The organism is Pseudoxanthomonas sp. UTMC 1351 (assembly GCF_040948865.1).
Lineage (GTDB): Bacteria > Pseudomonadota > Gammaproteobacteria > Xanthomonadales > Xanthomonadaceae > Pseudoxanthomonas_A.
The window spans coordinates 20,938-41,810 of record NZ_JAVGJT010000017.1 but is presented as its reverse complement, the minus strand read 5'-3'; the positions used below and the strand labels follow the sequence as shown (position 1 = coordinate 41,810).

Genomic DNA, 20,873 nt, shown 5'->3' with positions numbered 1-20,873 from the left:
GAGTGCTGCTGCCATGAGTAATGTCATCGAGGAGAAAGACACCTGGGTGCGCATCTGCCGGCTGGATGACATCCCTGCGCTGGGTGCGCGCGTGCTGGAACGCGCGGACCAGGACAACATCGCGCTGTTCCGCACCGCGACCGACAAGGTGTACGCCGTACTCGATCGCTGCCCGCACAAAGGCGGACCTTTGTCGCAAGGCATCGTGGCCGGGGAGACCGTTACCTGTCCGCTTCACAGCTGGAACATTGCCTTGGCGACCGGCGAAGCCTGCGCGCCGGATGTGGGCTGCGTGCGCAAATATCCGGCGCGCGTGGAAGCCGGCGAAGTCTGGTTGTCGCTGGATGATCTGCCCGCTGGGAGCATGGATTGATGGATGGCGCCGGCGCCCCGGTCGTACGACGCACCCGCACACGTTCGACGTGTTGCTACTGCGGCGTGGGCTGCGGTGTGCTGATCGACGCCGAGCATGTTGAAGGCGCCGGCAGTCGCATCGTCGGCATCGAGGGCGATCCGGAACATCCCGCCAACTACGGCCGCCTGTGCACCAAGGGCCGTACGCTGCCGCAGACCAGCGCCGAACTGACGGGTCGCCTCACGCACCCGGAATTGCGCCGGCTGCGCAACGAACCCCGCCATCCGGTGGACTGGGCGGTGGCGCTGGATACCGTGGCCGACCGCTTGGCCGGCATCGTCCAGCAACATGGACCGGACGCGGTGGCGTTCTACGTATCCGGGCAACTGCTGACCGAGGACTATTACGTCTTCAACAAGTTGGCGAAAGGGTTGATCGGCACCAACAACATCGACACCAATTCGCGCCTGTGCATGTCCAGCGCGGTGACCGGCTACAAGCTGGCGTTGGGCGCCGATGGTCCGCCTACCTGCTACGAAGATCTGGAACTGGCCAAGACGGTGCTGTTCGCCGGCAGCAACATGGCCTATGCGCATCCGGTGCTTTTCCGCCGCTTGGAAGATGCTCGCGAACGCGATCCGGACATACGCTGGGTCGTGATCGATCCTCGCCGCACGGATACCGCGGTGATGTCCGATCTGCATCTGGCGATCCAGCCGGGCACCGATGTGGCGCTGTTCAACGGCATGCTGCATCACCTGATCTGGGAAGGCCTGATCGATTCGGCTTTCATTGCGAACAACACCGAAGGCTTCGCCGAACTCAAGCAACTGGTGCGCGACTACACGCCTCGGATGGCCGCGGACCTGTGCGGCATTCCGGTCGCAGATCTGATCCAGGCTGCAGAATGGTTCGGGCGCAGCCCGGCGGCGCTTTCGTTGTACTGCATGGGCTTGAATCAGTCCGTGCACGGCACCGACAAGAACCTTGCACTGATCCATCTGCACCTGGCCACCGGCCAGATCGGCAAACCGGGTGCGGGGCCTTTCTCACTGACCGGCCAGCCCAACGCGATGGGCGGGCGCGAAGTCGGCGGCATGGCCACCATGCTGGCAGCGCACCGCGAAATCGCCGATGACCAGCACCGCGCCGAAGTGGAACAACTATGGGGCCTGCCGGCGAATACGCTGTCGCCCAAGCCCGGCCTGTCGGCGGTACCGCTGTTCGACGCGCTGCGCAGCGGCAAGGTCAAGGCAGTGTGGATTGCCTGCACCAATCCCGTGCACTCGATGCCTGACATCGGCCGCGTACGCGAAGCCCTGCAGCACGCCGAATACGTGATCGTGCAGGAAGCCTTCCGCAATACCGACACCGTGCCTTACGCCGACGTGCTGCTGCCGGCCGCCACCTGGGGCGAGAAAGAAGGCACGGTTACCAATTCCGAACGGCGCATCTCGCGCGTACGCCAAGCAGTACCGGCGCCCGGACAGGCACGGCCGGATTGGTGGATCGCCAACGAAGTCGCACGCCGCATCGAAGCGCGGCTAGCGCCGCCGGGCGTCGCGCCGATGTTCGAGTTCAAGGCGCCATCCGCTATCTTCGATGAGCATAGAAGCCTGACAATCGGCCGCGATCTGGATATCGGCGGCATCGACTATGCCAAGCTGGAAAACCAAGGGCCGCAGCAATGGCCGCTGCGTGCAGGCGATACGCAGGGCCAGGCACGCCGCTACGGCGACGGTGTATTCGCCACCGCCAATGGCAAGGCGCGTTTCCACATCACGCCGTACAAGCCTGTCGCCGAACCGACCTCCGCGCGCTTTCCGCTTCGCCTGCTCACCGGCCGCCTGCGCGATCAGTGGCACGGCATGACACGTACGGGTCGGGTGCCCGGCTTGTTCGCGAACAGTCCAGAACCTGGCTTGCGCATGCAACCGGAAGACGCCGCACGCCGCGGTCTGGTGGCCGGCGAACTGGTGCGCGTGATCAGTAAACGCGGCGAGCTGGTGCTGCCGTTGGAACTGTCGGACGAAGTGAATTCCGGCACCGTGTTCGCGGCGATGCATTGGAGTGGGCAGTTCCTTTCCAGCGGCGGCATCAATGAAGTCAGTCAGCCGGCGGTGGATGCGCGGTCGCAGCAGCCGGAGCTCAAGCACGCGGCCGTGCGGGTGGAGAAAGCCGAGTTCGGTTGGCATCTGCTGGCGGCCCGGCGCGGCGATGTGCTCGCATTGCAAGCCGCGGTGCAGCCGTTGCTTAAAGACTGCGGTTTCGCCGCGATCGGCTTGTACGGCGAAACCGATGCTCCGGCGGGTAAAGCATGGCTGGTGTTGCGCGCCGCCGCGGAAACTGCGCCCGCGGAAACATGGCTGGAGACGCTGGTGGAAGCGCTGGACTTGGCGGCTGGTCAAGACACGCTGGAATACCGCGATGCTCGCCGCGGCTTGCTCAAGCGCGTGGGCTGGCGCACGGACGCCGATGGCAGCCATATCGACGGCCTGCTGCTTACGGATGCGCAACGCGACCCCAATAGCGAGTCGTTGCTGGATACCGCCTTGGCAGGCCGCGTGTGGAGCGGTTCGCGCCTGGCGGTATTCGCGCACTCCGGCAGCGGCGGTGCACGCGATGCCGTCGTCTGCAACTGCATGGGAATCCGCGAGTCGCAAATTCGCACCCAGGTGGCGCAGGGCGCCGGAGTGGTCGAACTGAAAGAACGCCTGGGTTGCGGCACGGTCTGCGGATCGTGTTTGCCGCAGTTGGCGCAGTTGTGCCGGCAACCGCAGCGGGCGTGACGGGAAGATGGGAAAGACGTAGAGCGGAGCTTGCTCCGCTGCTTTTACCCACCGGTGCAAGAGCAGCCGAGCAAGCTCGGCTCTACAAAGGCAAGGCAAAGGCAGCCGAGCAAGCTCGGTTCCACAAACAGCAACTTTTGAGCGAGGCATCCATGTATAGCGAATCAAACACAAAATCGCGCCGCGCTCCTAGCGAAGTCGTACTGCTGTCGGCCGGCCCGGGCGATCTGGAACTGCTCACCATCAAGGCAGCCAAAGCGCTGGCGGCGGCCGAGATTTTGCTGCTGGACGAACTGGTCAATCCGCAGATCGTGGAATTGGCACCGTTGGCGCGCGTGATACGAGTGGGCAAACGCGGTGGCTGCCGTTCCACGCCGCAGGCATTCATCTGCCGCCTGATGCGCCGCTACGCGCTGCAAGGCGCGCGCGTGGTACGGGTGAAAGGTGGCGATGCGCTGCTGTTCGGCCGTGCTGGCGAAGAAATCGAGTTCCTGCGCCAGTCCGGCATCCCGGTGCGCATCATCAACGGCATCAGCGCCGGCTTCGCCGCTGCTGCCAGCCTGGGCGTTTCGTTGACCCATCGCGACCACTGCCATGGCATCACCTTCGTCACCGCACACACTCACGATCATGGCGAACCGGATTGGGGGGCGCTGGCCGCCACCGGGACCACGCTAGCGATCTACATGGGCATGAACCGGATGGCGTCGCTGGCGACCTCGTTGCTGGCGCACCTGCCGGCAGACACGCCGGCCGCCATCGTGCAATCGGCCAGCCAGCCTGACCAAGCGCAATTGCTCACCACGCTCGGCCGGCTCACCGCCGACGCGCAGCGCACGGGCCTGGGAAGCCCGGGTGTGATCCTGGTAGGCGCTGCCTTGGCCACGGCGACGCTGTCGGCCGCGCCCGCCGATGCGCCAATACGGGCCGTGACGCAAGCTTGATCTATGCTGTTGGTTATCCGCATCCGATGATGACTTCCCAGTGCCGATCTCTTATGCGCAAGCGCTGGAACTGATTCTGCAGGCTTCACCCGCAGCCATTCCGGAACGTTGCGCAGCTTCGCAATCAGTGGGGCGGGTATTGGCCGCTCCGGTCTTCAGTCCCCAAGCGCTGCCATCGTTCAACAATGCGGCACTCGATGGATATGCGCTGCCGGCCGGGGACTTTCCGGTTGGGACGGAATTCGCGGTCGAAGGCAGGCAGGCCGCCGGCGAACGTGGAACCGAGGCAAGTCCAGATACCGCCTGGGAAGTGACTACCGGCGCATGTATCCCCGGTGTCTTGTCGACCGTCGTGCCCGTGGAGCAGGTCGAGGTGGTGTCGCACGATCCCGCTGGCGAACCCGCGCGCATCCGTTTGCGTGCGTCGGCACGCCATGCCCAACACGTGCGCTGTATCGGTGAGGACGTCGCCGCCGGGCAGGCGGTTCTGGACGCCACCACTTGGCTGCGCGCACCGCAGCTGATGCTGCTGTCTGCGTTGGGCGTGGTTACCGCCACCGTGGCGCGGCGTCCAAAAGTGGCGGTGATCAGCACCGGCCAAGAGCTGGTCGACGACCCCGCGCAAGCGCTGCGTGAGGCGCAGATACGCAACGCCAATCGCCCTTACCTGTGCGCGCGGGTAGCTGCGGCCGGCGCCGAACTGGTCCGTGCCGATACGGTCGACGATGATGTCGAGAATTGGCGCGCGGCACTTCGGCGCGCCTTGGATGCCGGTGCCGAAGTGATCGTCACTACCGGCGGAGTGTCGATGGGCCGGCATGATTTCGTTCCTGCCGCATTGGCGGAGCAGGGCGCGCAGATCCTGTTCCACAAGGTTGCGATCCGGCCAGGCAAGCCGGTGTTGTTTGCTCGTCTTCCCAACGGCACCTTGTATTTCGGCCTGCCCGGCAATCCGGTGGCGTGTGCAGTGGGATTCCGTTTCTTCGTGGAGACTGCATTGCGCGCCATGCTGGGCATGCCAGCCGAGACGCCGTGCTGGTTGCCGCTGTCATCGGCCACCCGCAATCATCGTCCTGCTTTCCGCCACTACCTCAAAGGAAGAGTGGCGTTGGACGGCGGCGGGCGCTGCGTTGTTTCGGCGCTGCCGGGGCAGGAGTCCTTCCGCATCCTGCCGCTTGCGCAAGCCAACGCCTGGCTGGTGTTGCCAGAGGGGCAAGATGCCTTTCAAGCTGGCGACCCGGCACAGGTCTACAGCCTGGGCCACGAGCAGCCGTTGATCGGTACGGATGCCTAGCCGTGACTGGAGCAGACGAAGCGGTGGTGGGAGTGGTGCTGGCCGGCGGTCGTTCCAGCCGCATGGGCCGGGACAAGGCTATGTTGTCCTGGCGCGGCGACACGCTGCTGGCACATATGCAGAGGTGCTTGCGCTCGTCGGGCGTATCGCGGGTGATCGTTAGCGGTGCGTATCCGGATTGCGAAGCGGTGCCTGATCGATTCGCCGATCTGGGGCCACTGGGTGGCCTGGCCAGCGTCGCGGCTGCATTGCCGGACACGGTCCTGCTGGTCGTGCCCGTGGACATGCCTTTGATCAGCGCCGAAGTGCTGCGGCACTTGCGCGCATCGCCGGCCGCAGACTGTGTTTGTTTCCAGGGTCAACCGCTGCCGTTGCGTTTTCGTCTGGATGCGTCGTCGCGTCAGGTATTGGCGGCATTGCTAGAAGGGTCCGCATCGGGCCGGTCATTGCGCGCGCTGCACGCCGCTTTGCATGGCGAACGCTTGGCGCTACCCATTCAATGGCAGGCGCAGCTGCAAGATACCGATACGCCCGCCGATTGGCGCGCGATAGCGGGTACCTAGTACTACTCGCAGGATGCGGTGAGCACAGCCAACCGCTTCGGTCGCGAGAGGTCCGCGACGACAAGACGTGCCGCGTTGGCCTGCCGTATTCCACTTTCCATTGCGACGCCGCTTGCACCGGTCAGGGCAGACGTGGGAGATTGTCCTGGGGCCGTGAGATCCATGGGCTGGACCGCGCGGGAATATGGAATGGTGGGTTTGGCGTTACCCAAAAACTGTTTTGGTGGCGTTCGTCTGCCCGCCTGTAATGATGAATCATCACAATCGGATCGCCGCTTTATCCGCTAGGAGGATGCGGCGGCCGCACGTTTTCACTCTGGGGATGGAAAACAATATGAGAAATCTGTTGGGGAGCATTGCATTGTCGCTCGTCGTCACATGGGCACCTGCAGCGTCGGCACAAGAACAGGTCGCCGCACCTGCAGAGGCCGTTGCCGCGACTGGCACGGGTACGCTTGTGGTGGATATCAAGCCTTTCTCCAGTGAGAAGGAGCTTCCGAAGAAAGTGGACAAGCAGCTGAAGAATGGCGGCCTGGAATGGGGAATCCGGGACGGCCTGATTGTCTTTACCATGGTGAACAAGCAGTTCATCGATTTTCCGATCAACCATATGACCCGTTATGGTCAAAGCGAGTCGCTGACGCTGCCGGCTGGCGAGTACCGGATCACCGGTATCGGCTTGGAAATGACCGCCGGCTTCAACGTGCAAAAGATTCTCGATCGCGGCGCTTTCGTTAATGAGGACGTTGCCGCGTTTCGGGTAGAGCAGGGGAAAACCACCACGATTACCATTGATCCGGCTATCAAGCGCGACAACGCGTTCGTCGTCAATTTCTGGATGCCTACATTGATGGCCAGCATTGCGAGCGATTCGGGACCGGCGGAGGAAAAGGCCCTTAATGTCCGTGGAGAGCGTTCGATTGCATGGCCAAATTACAGCGGCCCGCTGAAGTTCGTAGCAAAGTAAAGCGCAGATCGGCACATGCCCGTAGCCTGTAGGATGCGGTGAGCGTGGCGAACCGCATCGATCGCGAGCGTCAACGCACGAATGATGCGGTGCGCCTTTGGCTTATCGCATCCTACCTTCTACCCTGGCGCTTGTGCCGCGTGTGGAAGAAGCCGCGAGGCATGACGATCCATCTACAGTGATCGCACGGGACGCCGTAAGAAAGAGTTGTCTAATACGTAAGGATCAGGGGAATGAACGTTAGGTCGCAGGAGGAAGATAAACAGCTGACGTCAGTCATGGAAGGCGGCATTCCGGTGGTTTTCGTCCGCGCGCGCCAAGGTCAATCCTAGTCCAGAGGATGTTGTGGCCGAGTGCCGGGCTGGAAAATCGTAACGAAAGCGTCAAACGAAACAACGAGATTACTTGTGCCGTTGGCGGCTGCCGAATGCCGCGACTCCAATTCTTTGAAGGGATAGATTCCATGAAGCGACTGAAATGGACGGTACTGTTGGCCGTTACCTTGTCTTGGACGAGCCTGGCGCAAACGCCGCTGGCGGCAAAGCTGGACACCAAGCCGGTATTGACGCTGGCAGTGGCCAAGGAGTTGATGGCAGCCGCGGAAGCCGAGGCGAAGCGGAACAACTGGAACGTATCGATCGCCATCGTCGATGACGCCGGTCGCTTGCTCTACTTCCAACGCATGGACGGTAGCGGCAACAGCAGCGTGGATGTGGCCATGGCCAAGGCGCGCCACGCCGCCAACTATCGGCGTCCGACGATCTTTCACCAGGAGCTACTGGAGAAGGGCAACAACGTGATATTGGCACTCCCGGACAGCATGCCTATCGAAGGCGGATTGCAGTTGATGGTGGGGGACAGAACCATCGGCGGCATTGGTGTATCCGGTGTACGTTCAAGCCAAGATGGCCAGATCGCCAAAGCCGCTGCGGATCTGTTGGGAAAATAGACCAACGGAGTTTTGCCTGGGTCGACCACGCGTACCTGCATCCAGGCTACATCGCCGGATAGGCATCTGTCATGGCATTGAAATCGATGCTTCGCCGGAATCCTCCTGTTGCCGCTTTCGACAGAAAGCGGCCGTGGCATCGTCCATGGGAAAGCAACACTCGATGCGCAGTTCGTCCAGGGTGATGTCACGCGGCGCGGCGAAGATGGTGATGCTGGAGAAGAAGCGCAAGTCTTGCCCGTCTCGGCGGAACGCAGTGGTCAGCAAAGGTGATGGCGCCGTAGCCAATTCGCGTGTGCGCCAGCGTTGCGGTACATCGGGGTAGGCTAATGCTTCGTCCAACAGAGCCCGAGCCGTGGCGTCGGTGGGCGCCGCGGCAATTTCGTTGTGCAAGTGGCGGATCAGATCACCGGCTACTTCTTCCCAGTTGACCAGCACCGCGCGCAGATCATCGGGATCGAACACATGCCGCAGCATGTTGGCATGTGGGCTGGCGCGGCCTCCCAGCAAGAAATGGTTGACACGCTGCGCAGCGCGATTCGCCATCAGGATGTTCCAATGGCGATCAAGCACGAATGCAGGATAGGGCTCCTGTTGCGCCAGCATGAAATCGATGGCGCGGTGAATGCGTGCCAACTCCGGTGCCGCCAAGGCGGTTTCCGGATATTGCGGGGCGTAGCCGGCGGCGATCAGCAGTGCATTGCGTTCGCGCAATGGCATCTCCAGCGTGTCGGCCAAGCGCGCCACCATCTCGCGGCTGGGCTGCGCCTTGCCAGTTTCCACGTAGCTGATATGCCGTGTCGAGACCTCGGCCGCCAATGCCAGGTCCAGTTGGCTAAGGCGGCGCGTCAACCGCCACTCGCGCAACATTGCACCGACACTGGCAGGGGCTGGAGAGGGTTTCGTGCTGGATCCGAGCGTTGCCATGCGGCAGAGAATACCGTTCGCCCGGTTAGTGCCGCCATGACCTCCCAGGTTATTGAGACCAGCCGGACGAATGCGAATCATGGCGCCCACTGACGACGGGCCTATGAGGGCACACCATGCAACGCAGAGAATGGCTGAAACTGACGATTGGCACGTTGGCGACGGGTGTATTGGCTGGCCTAAGGCCGGATGTGGCGGAAGCAAAAGCCGATGCAGAGGCAGCTGCGGCCATGGTTATCGATACGCCACTCGATGCCGTGGCATGGCATGCCGCGCGGCGTTACCTGAAGCTGCCGCAAGGTCGCATCGCCTACGTGGAGCGAGGGGCAGGTGCGGTGGCATTGTTTCTGCATGGATTCCCATTGAACGGATTCCAGTGGCGCGGGGCGCTGGAGCGGCTGTCGCCTTATCGGCGTTGCATGGCGCCGGACTTCCTCGGGCTCGGCTATACCCAGGTAACCGAAGGCCAGAGTGCGGCGCCGGATGCGCAAGTGGAAATGCTGATTGCGTTCCTGGATACGCTGGACATTGGGCAGGTGGACGTGGTCGCCAACGACAGCGGTGGAGCAGTCGCGCAGCTGCTGCTGGTCCGCTACCCGCAACGTGTGCGCACGTTGTTGCTGACCAATTGCGATGCCGAGATCGACTGTCCGCCGCCGGCATTGAAGCCAGTGATTGAACTGGCGCGCAAGGGTCAGTTCGTCGCGCAGTGGCTGACGCCATGGTTGGCTGATCACGTGCTGGCACGGTCACCGCAGGGACTAGGCGGCATGACCTTCACCTATCCGCAGAATCCCAGCGGCGAGGCTATCGACATGTACTTGCGGCCGCTGGTCGAGCACCCGGACCAGACGCACGCCTATGCCTTGGGCCTGGACGCCAATGTGTTGGCCGGTGTGGAGGCGACGCTGAAGCAGCGCAACACTCCGACACGGATCATCTGGGGAACCGGCGACACCATCTTTTCCGCGGAAAGTCCCGGTTACCTGGACAAGACCTTCGGAAACTCGCAAGGCGTTCGCCGCGTGCCGGACGCGAAGCTGTTCTTTCCGGAGGAGTTCCCAGACCTGATCGCGGAAGAGGCCCGGCGGCTGTGGGGTGTGTAGAGGACCTTGCCGTTGTAGGAGCGACGTGGGTCGCGACCGGAAACTTAGAGCTTTTAGACACGGATCAACGCAGATAAACACGGATGAAAACTTACATTTCTTTATCCGCCTTTTCCGTGTTAATCCGTGTCTACGGCTTTGGATTTCTGGTCGCGACTTACGTCGCTCCTACAGGATCTTTTAGCGCGCCTTGGCCAATCCAAGTGCCACCTCCAGCGCCATGGGCGACGACGCGCGCACATCGGGCAGCACGCCGGTGCCTTCCCAGTTGGTGCCAGTGATCGGACTCACCGGAGAGCCTGTGGGGACGAAGACAAAGAAACCCGAGCCTGCCGCCATTTCGCCACCAGGGTTGGCCGCGCCGCCGCTGGCTTCTCCCACCACGGTGGCGCGCTTGGCATTCTTGAGGGTATAGGCGAACGATTCGGCAGCCGATCCGGTGCGGGCATCGATCAGCACGTAGAGCGGTACTTCCAGACGCGGATTGGCATATCGCTCTTGCGGCGCTTCGCTGAGCGTGCTTTCACGCGAATGGAAGGTGTTGTAGATATTGGCACCAGGCGGGGTGAAGGCACTGACCAGATAGCCGACCATGTGCGGCGACCCGCCGCGGTTGCCGCGCAGGTCGATGATCATCGCGCGGGTTCCTGAAAGCCGCTGCAGCGCGGCATCGATGGCTTGCCGTGCCGGCTGTTTGTCACTGCCGAATTCGAAATGCATGAACTGGCCCAGGCTGAGATAGCCGAGGTTGTCCGGGAGCACTTGCACGTCGCAGATGCCGTGATCGTTGGCGGCGTCTCCTGCTCGCGGCGCGGATGGACGTCGCGGACGTGGCACGGGTCCCGCATCACCGGAAGCGACGGCATCCGTCGACCAGTGCACGCGGAAATGCCCATCCAGCGGCTTGAGCTTTTTTGTCAGTGCGGTTGCCAGCGCTGTCTGGTCCGGCAACGCGTCGAATTCCCCTTGCTTAGTTGAAGCACGCAGATCGGCGGCGATCTTACGGCCACGATCAGCATCGAAATAATGATCCTGGATGGTCTGTGCGATGCCATCGACCGCGGTCTGATGGCTCGTTTGCGCCGGCGCGGCGAGAGCGATCCCCGGCAGCAGGCACACCAGGGCGATACGGAAAAGAGCGCGCATGAAAACTCCGGAAAAAAGGCGAGTTCTTCCTAGGATGCGGTAAGCGTCGAATGCGTCGCAGTGCCGCGGGCCCGCCGAGAAGGGAGACTTCCCGCTCAACCGCCTGGCCTGGGAAAGGGCGTGAGACGTTCGCTTTGGTACCTGCGTGCGGGATTGCCCGAATCGATCCGTTTCCCTGCCGGCACGCGGTACCATCGCTACCGGCGGGGATCTTCTCACTCGGGATAGCCGACGTGGAGGCAAGCATGATTTATTTGTGTGCGTTCCTGATTGCGGTGGTGGCAGGGCTGCGAGCCATGATGGCGCCGGCAGCGGTGAGCTGGGCAGCGTACGCGGGGTGGATTTCGCTGGAAGGAACCTTCCTGGCCTTTCTGGCGTACCCCTACACCCCTTGGATACTGACAGCGCTAGCCATCGGTGAACTGATCGCCGATCAGCTACCCAAAACCCCAAGCCGCAAAGTGCCGATCCAGTTCGGCACGCGCCTGCTGATGGGGGCGGTATGCGGCATCGCATTGACGCTGGCTAACGGCCAATGGCTTATCGGTTTGATCGTGGGCCTGTTGGGTGCGGTGGCGGGTACCTTGGGAGGCCACACGGCCAGAGCATCGCTGGCACGCCGCTTCGGCCGTGACCTGCCCGCGGCCCTGATCGAGGACGGCCTGGCTTTCGTTCTTGCGTTGCTGGTGCTGGCGGTGCTGCGATGACCCGCCGGTTCGACGCGATCATCATCGGCGCCGGTCAAGCCGGCCCCGCGTTGGCGGATCGGCTGACCAAGAGCGGCAAGACCGTCGCGATGATCGAACGGAAATGGTTGGGCGGCACTTGCGTCAACACCGGCTGCATGCCGACCAAGGCGCTGGTGGCGATTGCGCGGGTCGCCCACGTGGCGCGTCGTGCCGGCGAGTTCGGGGTGCGCGGCGTCGGCCCGGTATCGGTGGACATGACGCAGGTTAAAGCGCGTGCCGCCACTATTTCCGGCAACGCGCGCCAGAACGTGACCACCTGGCTCGACGGCATGCCGGGCTGTACGGTCATCCGCGGCCACGCGCGCCTGGAAGGCAACGGGATGGTTCGTGTCGGCGAGGAAACGCTGGCGGCCGATTGGATATTCCTCAATGTCGGCGGTAGAGCGCTGGTTCCCGAATTGCCCGGCGTGCGCGATATTCCCTACCTGACCAACACGTCGATCTTGCAGTTGGATACGTTGCCGGCGCACTTGGTAATCATCGGCGGCAGCTATGTCGGGCTGGAATTCGCGCAGATGTACCGGCGCTTCGGTACCCAGGTCACTGTCATCGAAAAAGGTCCCGCGCTGATCGGGCGCGAGGATGAAGATGTCTCCGCGGCAGTGCGCGACATACTCGAAGCCGAAGGCATCCATATTCACACCCACGTCCGCGAAATCGGCTTCGCCAAGGCGGGCGACGGCATTACCGTCCAAGTCGATCAGAACAACATCGCGTGCAGTCACGTGCTGCTGGCGGTGGGCCGTGTTCCCAACACCAGCGACCTGGGACTGGAACGTGCAGGGGTGGCGACCGATTCGCGCGGCTACATCCAGGTGGACGGCCAGCTGGGCACCAGTGCCCCGGGCATCTGGGCGCTGGGCGACTGCAATGGCCGAGGCGCGTTTACTCATACGGCGTACAACGACTACGAGATCGTCGCCGCCAATCTGTTGGACGGCGAATCCAGAAGCGTGGACGACCGCATCGCGGGATACGCGCTGTATATCGATCCGCCGTTGGGACGGGTAGGAATGAGTGAACATCAAGCGTCGGCCAGTGGAAAATCCGTGCTGGTCAACAAGCGACCGATGACGCGGGTGGGCCGGGCGGTGGAAAAGGACGAAACCCAAGGCTTCATGAAGGTGGTCGCCGATGCAAAAAGCGGCGAGATTCTCGGTGCCGCCATCCTCGGCACCGGTGGCGACGAAGCGATCCACGGCATCATCGACATGATGAGCGTCGGTGCGACGGTCGCGCAAATGACATGGGCCGTTCCCGTCCACCCGACCGTATCGGAACTGATCCCGACACTGTTGTCCGGGCTGCACCCTGTCGATGCATGACTGGCAGGGTGCCAGTGCCGATAGAATGCCTTCTTTGCACGCGAACACCGGCATGCAGCAGATCGTCGATTTCATTCTGGAATTGGACAAACTGAAGGGCGTGACGCGCAAGGTGCGTCCGCTGGGGCTGGACCGCTACGAGAATTCGGCCGAGCACAGTTGGCAAATCGCCATGCTGGCAGCGTCATTGGCGCCGTTCGCAGAGCCGGCCATCGACATCAATCGCGTCATCGCCATGCTGCTGGTGCACGACATCGGCGAGATCGATACCGGCGATACGATGGTGTTTGCTGAAAGCGGTTGGGACGAACGCAAGGCGGCCGAACAGATTGCGGTGGAACGAATCTTTGGCGTGCTGCCGGAACCGCAGAGTGCGATGTTCCTGGCGCTATGGCGGGAGTTCGATGAAGGCAAATCGGCGGAAGCCCGCTTCGCGCACGCCGCCGACCGCGCCATGCCCGTGCTGCTCAACTTGGCCAACAATGGCCAGAGCTGGCGCGAGAACGGGATCAGCCATGAGCGCGTGGTCGGCCGGATCGGCCCGCCTATTCAGGCTGGCTGTCCGGCCATGTGGAAATACCTAGAAACCCGGCTGGAAGAGGCGCGCAGGCAAGGTTGGTTTGGCGCATAAATGGGCTGACAAGATGCAGGCGGCTCGGCTCCGACACGGTGAGCTCACCGATGACACCGGTTTTCACGGGCGGATGGTGGTCCGGCAATCCCGTGTCCTGGCCTGCATCGCGCCGTTGACATCACGTTGACAGCAAAGGGATATGTTCCACATTCCCCTTCTTCTCAAGCCGGTTCAACGGGGAACCCGGCACTGCGATGCTTCCTTCCCCCGGAGTCGCAGGAGGAGCCACATGAAAGACGAGACGCCCCTGCCCAGAGCGGAACTGGATAGGCTGATTGCGCAGTTGGAGCGGGAAACGCGTTCGTTTTATCAGCACTATGCGGAGGCCGAGACGCGTTGCCGCGAATTTGGCGTACGTGGTGCCGCCATCCGCGCACGAGCCTTGCCGGAAGACGAACCTTATGTCTTCGCGCGCCTATGCGCGCTTTATGCGCGCCGCAACGGCTTCCGCGAACGCCCTAGCAAATTCGAGACCCGCGAAGCCGGTGTCGCGGCACCGCATGCCGAACAGCGGGGTGGCGCACGCATCGCCAGCGTCATACGTGCGATACGCGAGGCTGGCTCGGCGAGCCGCTTACGTCACGCCGGCTGACATTCGCCGCATCTGATTTTCGTAGATGAAGCAGCGCCCGCGTGCCGGCGACCACGGCGGCTGCCATGACGTACAACAGCGGCCGGCCCGTCGTGGGCGACTTGGCTCGGATGCCCAGTTCCGACAGGAAACGATCGGTCACATCACGGCCCACGGCTCTCATGGTGGCGTTGTCCACTGATCCCAGTTCCTCTGGTCCCGCCGCGCGGAAGACCCGCAGGCGCGACACCTGACTGGCCATGACATCGCGATCCGGACCGATCGGCAGGTTGCCTGTTGTCCAGGGAAAAATGAAATTGTGCCTGACCTGCGATTCGCTAATGTGGGCGAACGCCCGCGCATGACCAACAGGTTCGGAAAATTCGACAAGAACGTGATAGTGGCGCATAGACACCGGCCCTGGCGAGAAGCACTACCAGCAAGCCTACGGAGCCGGGGGGAACGGTATGTGAAATAAATATGACAGGGGATTGGTGAGCGTTCGCTTCGCAAATCGTTGTAGGAGCGGCGTCCCGCCGCGAGCTCTGCGATAAAGCCAAGAGCGATTGAAGCCCGCCCGTTCCCCATCTTGGCGCGCTGCGGTGCGTTCCTGATCGTGCGCAATGAACGGTCACCATGGCGCGGAGCGGCGTCCCGCCGCGAGCTCTTCGCTTTTATCGCGACCTGACAAAAAGAGCTCGCGGCGGGGACGCCGCTCCCAGGGTGGTGGCACTGACCGTTCGCTACTCCGGCGGTCGCGGGGGTAGATCGTGTGTGCGCCAATGCGATCTATCGAAATCGCCTTCGAACCATTCCGAAAATCCATCCGTCGACCGCGCATAGATGGCCAGCGGCACGCCGATCGGGGGCGTGCGGCTGGCCACATAGCACGCATGCTCACCGGGATTGCCGTCCATGGCGGCACCGTACGCCCTGTGTCACTAACAGCGTGTGGAGCGCCCCACTCGTCATCACCGTTGGGGATTCCATCATCAAAAAAGCGTAGGCTCGGTCCTCGACCTTGGCAGCGAGGAAGAGTGCGATGGCTTTCACTAGCAACTACATGGCGCAGGAACCGACCCGGTCGGATATCGACGTCTCGCCCGGGGACACACTGCTGGAATTCGGTGCGCCGTGGTGCGGTTATTGCATGGCGGCACAGCCGCTGTTGGCGAACGCCATGGCGAGCCGCACCGACCTTCGCCACATCAAAGTGGAGGATGGAAAAGGGCAGCCGCTGGGACGATCGTTCCGGATCAAGCTCTGGCCGACCCTTGTGGTCGTGCGCGACGGCGAAGAACTCGCGCGGGTAGTGAGGCCTTCGAGCGCTGAGGAGATTGAACGTGCGTTGGCGGTGTTGGGGTGAGTGGCCCTTGTTTTCCCCTCTCCCACCGGGGTGAAAGCATGCGGCTTACGAGCCACCGGCTCGTGCATGCTTGAACGCCCTGCGTGCTGCGCAGGGCCGGGGCGAATAGCTAGGTGGCGCGCAGCGACGGATGAGGGCATGACATTTCCGCTTGGTGCGAACTTAATGGCGAGTCACTGCCGTTCCCTCATCCGCCCTTCGGGCACCTTCTCCCGAGGGGAGAAGGAATAGCTTGAGTACGACCACTTCCTATTCAGCAACGTCGATTAGCAAACCCCATCACACACCGTCGCGCTGCCGCTCAATGCCCGTTCCTGCCGGCCGATAGAGGAGTCAGGACACACAGGGATGGCGAACATGGCGCTTCACGTGACACATGCGGAAACTTCTTCGCGAGACATCGACACCGCCGTACGTGAACTGGTGGAGCAACTGGGGCATTCAGAACTCGACGCTGTCCTGCTGTTCTGCGACCCGGACTACGACCTCGATCGACTAGGCCCCGCGATCAAGGCGGCATTCGCCTGCCCCGTGGTGGGGTGTACTTCCTCTGGCCAGATCGGGGAGCAAGGTTTCCAGGCCAGCGGCATCCTGGCGGCCGGCATCCGCGGCGGTGCTTTGCGGGTGAATCCGTTCCTGATCGCACCACTCAGCGACTTACAGGCGCAGGCGGCGATCGCCGCCGACGCGGTGCAATCGGTCACCGCCGCTTCTCCATCCAATCGCTTTTTCGGCCTGCTGCTGGTGGACGGTTTGTCCACGCGTGAGGAATACCTGGCCGCCGCGCTGTACCAGATGACTGGCAACATCCCGCTGGTCGGCGGTTCCGCCGGCGATAACCTGCACTTCCAGCGCACCCACGTCTATCACGACGGCCAGTTCCTGACCGATGCCGCAGTGCTGGCGCTGTTCGAATGCGCCACGTCTTTCCACACCTTCAAGCTGCAGCATTTCGTGGCCAGCGAGGTGGAACTGGTGGTCACCGATGCCGATCCGGACAAGCGCCTGATCCGCGAAATGAATGGCGAGCCAGCGGCGTTGGCGTACGCCGAGGCGATCGGCATGACGCTGGAGGACTTGAATCCAACCGTGTTCTCCACCTATCCGTTGTTGCTGAGTATCGCGGGGGAGCCGTACGTGCGCTCGATCCTGCGGGTCAACGAAGACCTGTCGCTGACCTGCTACTGCGCGGTGGACGAGGCCATGGTGGTGTCGGTGGGCAAGGCGGTCGACGTCATGGAGACCCTCGAGAACGGTTTTGCCGACGTGCGCAAAGCCGTGTCGGACCCGGCGCTGATCATCGGTTGCGACTGCATCCTGCGGCGGGTCGAGTTCGAACAGACCGACATGGACGTGAAGGTAGGCGCCTTCATGGCCCATCACCGCGTCTTCGGCTTTTCGACCTATGGCGAACAATTCAACGGCCTGCACGTGAACCAGACGTTCACCGGTGTGGCGATAGGGGGATGAGATGGTCGGCGAATCACTCGGTACCGTAGAAGACGGCGCGGCAGACGACGCAATGGAGGCTGTTTCCGCCGGAGCAGGCGCAACGGCTGTGGCGGAACTGGAGCGTAAGCTCGCCGCGCGCGACAAAGTGATCGCGGTGCTGAAGAAGCGAGTGATGTCGCGCGACGACACCGCCGCGTCGCCCCTGGCGATCCTGCAGCAGAACATCGCGCTGGGGAAAATCGTCGCGATGAAAACGCGCGAGCTCAGCGAGGAGCGGCACGAACTGGAGCACGCACTGGGCGAGCTTGGCCGCGCACAGGCGATGCTGTTGCAGGCGCAGAAAATGGAATCCATCGGCCACCTGGCCGCGGGCGTGGCGCACGAGATCAACACGCCCACCCAGTACGTGCGTGACAACGTGGCCTTCGTGCAGAAAGGCATGACGCTGCTGGAAGAAGTGCTGGGCAAGGCCTTCGACGTGATCACCGCCGCGCGTGCTCAGGGCGGACTGGATGAGCCGTTGGCGGAATTCGATGCCGCCACCCGCCGCGCCAAGTTCGACTACGTGCGCAAGCAAATGCCGGAAGCCTTGGAACAATCGCTGGAAGGCCTGGACCGCATATCGAAGATCGTTGGTGCCATGAAGGAGTTCTCGCATCCGTCGGCGGGCGAAAAAGAGCCCGTGGACCTGCGCGCGCTGGTCAACACCACGGTCACCGTGGCCCGCAACGAATGGAAGTACGTGTCGGTGCTGGAGACCGATTTCGAAGAGGGCCTGCCGCAAGTCGCCTGTCTGCGCGATGAGATCGGCCAGGTGCTGTTGAACCTGGTGGTCAACGCCGCGCATGCCATTACTGAAACGTTGGTTCCCGGCGAACGGGAAAAAGGCAGGATCGTGGTCTCACTGAGACGGGCCGGCCAGAATGCCGTCGACCTGCGCGTCAGCGACGATGGCGCGGGCATACCCGAAGCCATCCGTACCAAGGTTTTCGACCCGTTCTTCACCACCAAGGGTGTCGGCAAAGGCACCGGGCAGGGGCTGGCCATCGCCTATACGACGGTGGTCGAAAAGCACAAGGGCAAGATCTTCTTCGAGACACAAGCCGGCGCCGGCACCACCTTCGTGGTGCGCCTGCCGATCGCCGCTCCAGCGACCGCCACAACGGGAAATTGAACGACATGCGCGTGCTGTTCGTCGACGACGAAGAAAGAGTATTGGCCGGGATCGAACGCACCGTGTTCATGGCCGACCGTGATTGGGACGTGGCATTCGCCACCAGCGGAGCGGAAGCCTTGGACAGGCTGGCATCGCAACCGGCGGACGTGGTGGTCTCGGACATGCGCATGCCGCTGATGGACGGCGCGGAACTGTTGCGGCGGGTGCGTGATACCTGGCCTTCCGCCATCCGCATCATTCTTTCCGGGCATACCGAACAGGAATCGGCATTGCGCTCATTGGATGTGGCGCACCAGTTCCTCGCCAAGCCATGCGAAGGCGACGCGCTCATCCAGTCGATCGACCGCGCCGTCGGTTTGCAGACGCTGCTGCGGGACAGGGCTATCCAGGATGTGGTGGGACGTATCGGTAGCCTTCCGGCGGCGCCGCGCATGTACGAACAACTCAATCGCCTGTTGTTCGACGGTTCGGCGGATATCGGCCAGGTCGCCGCGATTATCCAGGGCGATCCGGCGCTGGCTGCCAAGGTCCTGCAGCTGGCCAATTGCGCATTCTTCCGCATCGGTCACGACGTCACCGCCATCAACGAGGCGGTCGTCCATATCGGCTTGAACACCTTGCGGATCCTGGTGCTGGCAAGCGAAGTATTCCGCGGCGGTGCCTGCGTGGAAGTCGATGCGATGCGGGTCCGCGCCGTGCGCGCGTCCCGGCTAGCTGGCGAAATAGGTAAACCGTACTCGCCGCGCGAGACGGTCACCACGGCGGCGCTGCTCGCGGATATCGGTTTGCTATTGCCGGATGTCCGTCGCCTGTGCAGCGAAGTGGACACCGAAGGCAAGGGCTTTCCTTCGCATGCCGAAGTCGGCGCGTACCTGCTGGGAATGTGGGGGCTGCCGGGCACCATCGTGGAGGCGGTCGCGCATCACCATTGTCCGCAGCGTGTCAGCCACAGAAGCTTCGATGCGATCGGTGTGGTCCATGTCGCGGTGGCGTTGTCCAAAGGAATCGAGCCGGATCATGACTACCTGAGCAGGTTGGGTGTCGCGGACCAGCTTCCCCGCTGGAAAGCGGCCTGCGAGGCCGACCACTTGATCGAGAACGATCTATGAGCGAGACGGAACTGCCCCGCATTCTCTGCGTGGACGACGAGCCCAATCTGCTGGCGGCATTGGAACGCAACTTGTTCGATCAGTTCGACGTCACCACCGCCAATGGCGGAGAAGCGGGATTGGCGGCCATGGCGGAAGGCGCGCCGTTCGACGTCATCGTCTCGGATATGCGCATGCCCGGCATGGACGGCGCCGCGTTCCTGGCGCTAGCGCGCGAGCGGGCGCCGGATACGGTACGCATTCTGTTGACCGGCCAAGCGGATGCGGAATCCGCCATTGCCGCAATCAATCAAGGCGCCATTTTTCGCTTCCTGAGCAAGCCGTGTCCCACCGAGGAGCTGGTCGCCACGCTGCAACAGGCGGTGGAACTGCACCGCCGGACACTGCTGGAGCGTGAGCTGCTGTCCACCACGCTCGCCAGCACCATCAAGATGCTGAGCGAAGTGTTGTCGATGGTCGCGCCCTGGGCTTTCCAGCGTTCGGCGATGCTGCAAACCTGCGTGCGCCATGCGACCCAGAAACTGGCATGGCCGAATCGCTGGGAGGTGCAAGCGGCAGCGGCGCTCAGCCACATCGGCTGTGTCAGCGTGCCCGGTGATGTCATCCAGCGTGATCTCGCCGACGGCGAACTATCCGATGACGAGCGCAAGCTGGTCGATGCCCATCCGGAAGTGGCGCATCGTTTGCTGACCGCGATTCCGCGCCTGGAAGCCGTCGCCGAAATGGTCCGGTACCAGGCACGTCCGGCGCCAGCGGACGCATCGGCCGATGTGGCTCGTGGTGCGCAACTGCTGCGCGCGTCGCAGTACCTGATCCGCTGCCTGGCACGGAAGCAACCCATGGCCCAGGCCATCCAAGGCTTGAAGACGCTCAACCCGGCCGTGTCCTACGAGATTGTCGAAGCCCTTGGCGATCTTCGCCTCAGCGTCGACAGCGGCACGCGCAAGGCGCGCGTTCGCGAGCTGATACCCGGTTGGCGGATCGAGCAAGACGTTGTCACCAAGCGCGGCATGATGCTGCTGGCGCAAGGCAGCGAACTCAGCGTCACCGCGATCGTCGCACTACGGAATCTGCATGCGACGGGCGCTATCAGCGAGCCGCTGCTGGTTAGTTTTGGGATGGAGGCGGGGGGTGGGGAAGCTTCGGTGACGGTAGGCACTTGAAGCAGCGGACTAGCAAAACCTCCTTTTTGCCTGAAGTAGCCGGTGCGGGGTTTTTTCCTTCTCCCTCCGGGATGAAGGCATGCGGCTTACGAGCCATCGGCTCGTGCATGCCTGATTGCCCTGCGTGCTACGCGGGGCGGGGCGCGAAGCGAGAGCCTGCCCCGTACTTGATACGGGGTGGCGCGCAGCGACGGACGAGGGCATGGGGTGTCCGCTTGTAGGAAATTCGGATGGCGAGTCACTGCCATTCCCTCATCCGCCCCGTATCAAGTACTGGGCAGACCCTT

The 20,873-nt window shown here is 62.8% G+C and carries 21 protein-coding genes; 17 read left to right on the top strand and 4 right to left on the bottom strand.

Annotated features, from left to right (window positions below; genetic code table 11):
• Window positions 1–13 precede the first annotated feature (13 nt).
• The 7 genes from nirD to AB6O04_RS12365 all read left to right on the top strand — a co-directional run bounded on the left by nirD (window position 14) and on the right by AB6O04_RS12365 (window position 7,861).
• Entirely contained in the window at window positions 14–373 is a 360-nt protein-coding gene (gene nirD / locus AB6O04_RS12395) for a nitrite reductase small subunit NirD (RefSeq protein WP_368564287.1), read from the top strand.
• Entirely contained in the window at window positions 373–3,144 is a 2,772-nt protein-coding gene (locus tag AB6O04_RS12390; RefSeq protein ID WP_368564286.1) for a molybdopterin-dependent oxidoreductase, read from the top strand. Before nirD ends, AB6O04_RS12390 begins: the two co-directional genes overlap by 1 nt.
• Window positions 3,145–3,296: 152 nt before the next feature.
• A complete protein-coding gene (gene cobA / locus AB6O04_RS12385; RefSeq protein ID WP_368564285.1) occupies window positions 3,297–4,088 on the top strand; it encodes a uroporphyrinogen-III C-methyltransferase in 792 nt (263 codons plus the stop codon).
• Window positions 4,089–4,128: 40 nt separating this feature from the next.
• Window positions 4,129–5,382, top strand: a complete 1,254-nt coding sequence (locus AB6O04_RS12380; RefSeq protein ID WP_368564284.1) for a molybdopterin molybdotransferase MoeA — start codon at window positions 4,129–4,131, stop codon at window positions 5,380–5,382.
• A gap of 2 nt (window positions 5,383–5,384) precedes the next feature.
• Window positions 5,385–5,945 (top strand): molybdenum cofactor guanylyltransferase, encoded by a 561-nt coding sequence (locus AB6O04_RS12375; RefSeq protein WP_368564283.1) that lies wholly within the window; start codon window positions 5,385–5,387, stop codon window positions 5,943–5,945.
• Between the two features lie 334 nt (window positions 5,946–6,279).
• Window positions 6,280–6,912: a hypothetical protein gene (locus AB6O04_RS12370; RefSeq protein ID WP_368564282.1), complete on the top strand. Its 633-nt coding sequence runs from the start codon at window positions 6,280–6,282 to the stop codon at window positions 6,910–6,912.
• Window positions 6,913–7,375: 463 nt separating this feature from the next.
• Window positions 7,376–7,861: a heme-binding protein gene (locus AB6O04_RS12365; protein WP_368564280.1), complete on the top strand. Its 486-nt coding sequence runs from the start codon at window positions 7,376–7,378 to the stop codon at window positions 7,859–7,861.
• A gap of 69 nt (window positions 7,862–7,930) precedes the next feature.
• Here the strand turns inward: AB6O04_RS12365 and AB6O04_RS12360 are convergent, their stop codons facing one another.
• Window positions 7,931–8,731 carry a helix-turn-helix domain-containing protein gene (locus tag AB6O04_RS12360; RefSeq protein WP_368564426.1) on the bottom strand — a complete coding sequence of 267 codons (801 nt, stop codon included), beginning with the start codon at window positions 8,729–8,731 and terminating at the stop codon, window positions 7,931–7,933.
• A gap of 173 nt (window positions 8,732–8,904) precedes the next feature.
• Here AB6O04_RS12360 and AB6O04_RS12355 point away from each other — a divergent pair, with 173 nt between their 5' ends.
• Window positions 8,905–9,894 carry an alpha/beta fold hydrolase gene (locus AB6O04_RS12355; RefSeq protein ID WP_368564279.1) on the top strand — a complete coding sequence of 330 codons (990 nt, stop codon included), beginning with the start codon at window positions 8,905–8,907 and terminating at the stop codon, window positions 9,892–9,894.
• 180 nt (window positions 9,895–10,074) lie between these two features.
• Here AB6O04_RS12355 and AB6O04_RS12350 read toward each other — a convergent pair whose 3' ends face one another.
• Window positions 10,075–11,040: a S41 family peptidase gene (locus AB6O04_RS12350; protein ID WP_368564278.1), complete on the bottom strand. Its 966-nt coding sequence runs from the start codon at window positions 11,038–11,040 to the stop codon at window positions 10,075–10,077.
• Window positions 11,041–11,285: 245 nt separating this feature from the next.
• Between AB6O04_RS12350 and AB6O04_RS12345 the strand changes: the two genes are divergently transcribed.
• The 4 genes from AB6O04_RS12345 to AB6O04_RS12330 all read left to right on the top strand — a co-directional run bounded on the left by AB6O04_RS12345 (window position 11,286) and on the right by AB6O04_RS12330 (window position 14,340).
• Complete coding sequence (locus AB6O04_RS12345; protein ID WP_368564277.1) at window positions 11,286–11,747, top strand: DUF4126 family protein; 462 nt, start codon at window positions 11,286–11,288, stop codon at window positions 11,745–11,747.
• Window positions 11,744–13,114, top strand: a complete 1,371-nt coding sequence (locus AB6O04_RS12340) for an FAD-containing oxidoreductase (protein ID WP_368564275.1) — start codon at window positions 11,744–11,746, stop codon at window positions 13,112–13,114. The genes AB6O04_RS12345 and AB6O04_RS12340 overlap by 4 nt, the downstream gene beginning before the upstream one ends.
• A 25-nt stretch (window positions 13,115–13,139) precedes the next feature.
• A complete protein-coding gene (locus tag AB6O04_RS12335; protein ID WP_368564273.1) occupies window positions 13,140–13,745 on the top strand; it encodes an HD family hydrolase in 606 nt (201 codons plus the stop codon).
• A gap of 232 nt (window positions 13,746–13,977) precedes the next feature.
• Complete coding sequence (locus AB6O04_RS12330; protein WP_368564272.1) at window positions 13,978–14,340, top strand: hypothetical protein; 363 nt, start codon at window positions 13,978–13,980, stop codon at window positions 14,338–14,340.
• Here the strand turns inward: AB6O04_RS12330 and AB6O04_RS12325 are convergent.
• Both AB6O04_RS12325 and AB6O04_RS12320 read right to left on the bottom strand, forming a co-directional pair.
• Window positions 14,285–14,728 (bottom strand): hypothetical protein, encoded by a 444-nt coding sequence (locus AB6O04_RS12325; RefSeq protein ID WP_368564271.1) that lies wholly within the window; start codon window positions 14,726–14,728, stop codon window positions 14,285–14,287. The two genes, AB6O04_RS12330 and AB6O04_RS12325, sit on opposite strands and share 56 nt — an antisense overlap.
• A gap of 334 nt (window positions 14,729–15,062) precedes the next feature.
• Window positions 15,063–15,236, bottom strand: a complete 174-nt coding sequence (locus AB6O04_RS12320; protein ID WP_368564270.1) for a hypothetical protein — start codon at window positions 15,234–15,236, stop codon at window positions 15,063–15,065.
• Window positions 15,237–15,361: 125 nt separating this feature from the next.
• Here AB6O04_RS12320 and AB6O04_RS12315 point away from each other — a divergent pair, with 125 nt between their 5' ends.
• The 5 genes from AB6O04_RS12315 (at window position 15,362) to AB6O04_RS12295 (ending at window position 20,586) form a co-directional block, all read left to right on the top strand.
• Window positions 15,362–15,685, top strand: coding sequence for a thioredoxin family protein (locus AB6O04_RS12315; protein WP_368564269.1), 324 nt, complete (start codon window positions 15,362–15,364; stop codon window positions 15,683–15,685).
• Between the two features lie 357 nt (window positions 15,686–16,042).
• The gene (locus tag AB6O04_RS12310; RefSeq protein ID WP_368564268.1) at window positions 16,043–17,155 is read left to right on the top strand and encodes an FIST N-terminal domain-containing protein; all 1,113 of its coding nucleotides are present in this window, start codon (window positions 16,043–16,045) and stop codon (window positions 17,153–17,155) included.
• Between the two features lies 1 nt (window position 17,156).
• Window positions 17,157–18,311, top strand: a complete 1,155-nt coding sequence (locus AB6O04_RS12305; RefSeq protein WP_368564267.1) for a sensor histidine kinase — start codon at window positions 17,157–17,159, stop codon at window positions 18,309–18,311.
• A 5-nt stretch (window positions 18,312–18,316) separates the two neighbouring features.
• Entirely contained in the window at window positions 18,317–19,423 is a 1,107-nt protein-coding gene (locus AB6O04_RS12300; protein ID WP_368564266.1) for an HDOD domain-containing protein, read from the top strand.
• Window positions 19,420–20,586 (top strand): response regulator, encoded by a 1,167-nt coding sequence (locus AB6O04_RS12295; protein ID WP_368564265.1) that lies wholly within the window; start codon window positions 19,420–19,422, stop codon window positions 20,584–20,586. The genes AB6O04_RS12300 and AB6O04_RS12295 overlap by 4 nt, the downstream gene beginning before the upstream one ends.
• Window positions 20,587–20,873: the final 287 nt, after the last annotated feature.

Bases quoted from the DNA above. Each gene is read 5' to 3' on its own strand.
- AB6O04_RS12295 (WP_368564265.1), top strand. From the start codon at position 19,420: ATGAGCGAGACGGAACTGCCCCGCATTCTCTGCGTGGACGACGAGCCC.
- AB6O04_RS12360 (WP_368564426.1), bottom strand. From the start codon at position 8,731: ATGTTGCGCGAGTGGCGGTTGACGCGCCGCCTTAGCCAACTGGACCTG.
- AB6O04_RS12315 (WP_368564269.1), top strand. From the start codon at position 15,362: ATGGCTTTCACTAGCAACTACATGGCGCAGGAACCGACCCGGTCGGAT.
- nirD (WP_368564287.1), top strand. From the start codon at position 14: ATGAGTAATGTCATCGAGGAGAAAGACACCTGGGTGCGCATCTGCCGG.
- AB6O04_RS12350 (WP_368564278.1), bottom strand. From the start codon at position 11,040: ATGCGCGCTCTTTTCCGTATCGCCCTGGTGTGCCTGCTGCCGGGGATC.
- AB6O04_RS12330 (WP_368564272.1), top strand. From the start codon at position 13,978: ATGAAAGACGAGACGCCCCTGCCCAGAGCGGAACTGGATAGGCTGATT.
- AB6O04_RS12325 (WP_368564271.1), bottom strand. From the start codon at position 14,728: ATGCGCCACTATCACGTTCTTGTCGAATTTTCCGAACCTGTTGGTCAT.
- AB6O04_RS12390 (WP_368564286.1), top strand. From the start codon at position 373: ATGGATGGCGCCGGCGCCCCGGTCGTACGACGCACCCGCACACGTTCG.
- AB6O04_RS12340 (WP_368564275.1), top strand. From the start codon at position 11,744: ATGACCCGCCGGTTCGACGCGATCATCATCGGCGCCGGTCAAGCCGGC.
- AB6O04_RS12370 (WP_368564282.1), top strand. From the start codon at position 6,280: ATGAGAAATCTGTTGGGGAGCATTGCATTGTCGCTCGTCGTCACATGG.
- AB6O04_RS12335 (WP_368564273.1), top strand. From the start codon at position 13,140: ATGCCTTCTTTGCACGCGAACACCGGCATGCAGCAGATCGTCGATTTC.
- AB6O04_RS12355 (WP_368564279.1), top strand. From the start codon at position 8,905: ATGCAACGCAGAGAATGGCTGAAACTGACGATTGGCACGTTGGCGACG.
- AB6O04_RS12345 (WP_368564277.1), top strand. From the start codon at position 11,286: ATGATTTATTTGTGTGCGTTCCTGATTGCGGTGGTGGCAGGGCTGCGA.
- AB6O04_RS12320 (WP_368564270.1), bottom strand. From the start codon at position 15,236: ATGGACGGCAATCCCGGTGAGCATGCGTGCTATGTGGCCAGCCGCACG.
- cobA (WP_368564285.1), top strand. From the start codon at position 3,297: ATGTATAGCGAATCAAACACAAAATCGCGCCGCGCTCCTAGCGAAGTC.
- AB6O04_RS12310 (WP_368564268.1), top strand. From the start codon at position 16,043: ATGGCGCTTCACGTGACACATGCGGAAACTTCTTCGCGAGACATCGAC.
- AB6O04_RS12365 (WP_368564280.1), top strand. From the start codon at position 7,376: ATGAAGCGACTGAAATGGACGGTACTGTTGGCCGTTACCTTGTCTTGG.
- AB6O04_RS12305 (WP_368564267.1), top strand. From the start codon at position 17,157: ATGGTCGGCGAATCACTCGGTACCGTAGAAGACGGCGCGGCAGACGAC.
- AB6O04_RS12300 (WP_368564266.1), top strand. From the start codon at position 18,317: ATGCGCGTGCTGTTCGTCGACGACGAAGAAAGAGTATTGGCCGGGATC.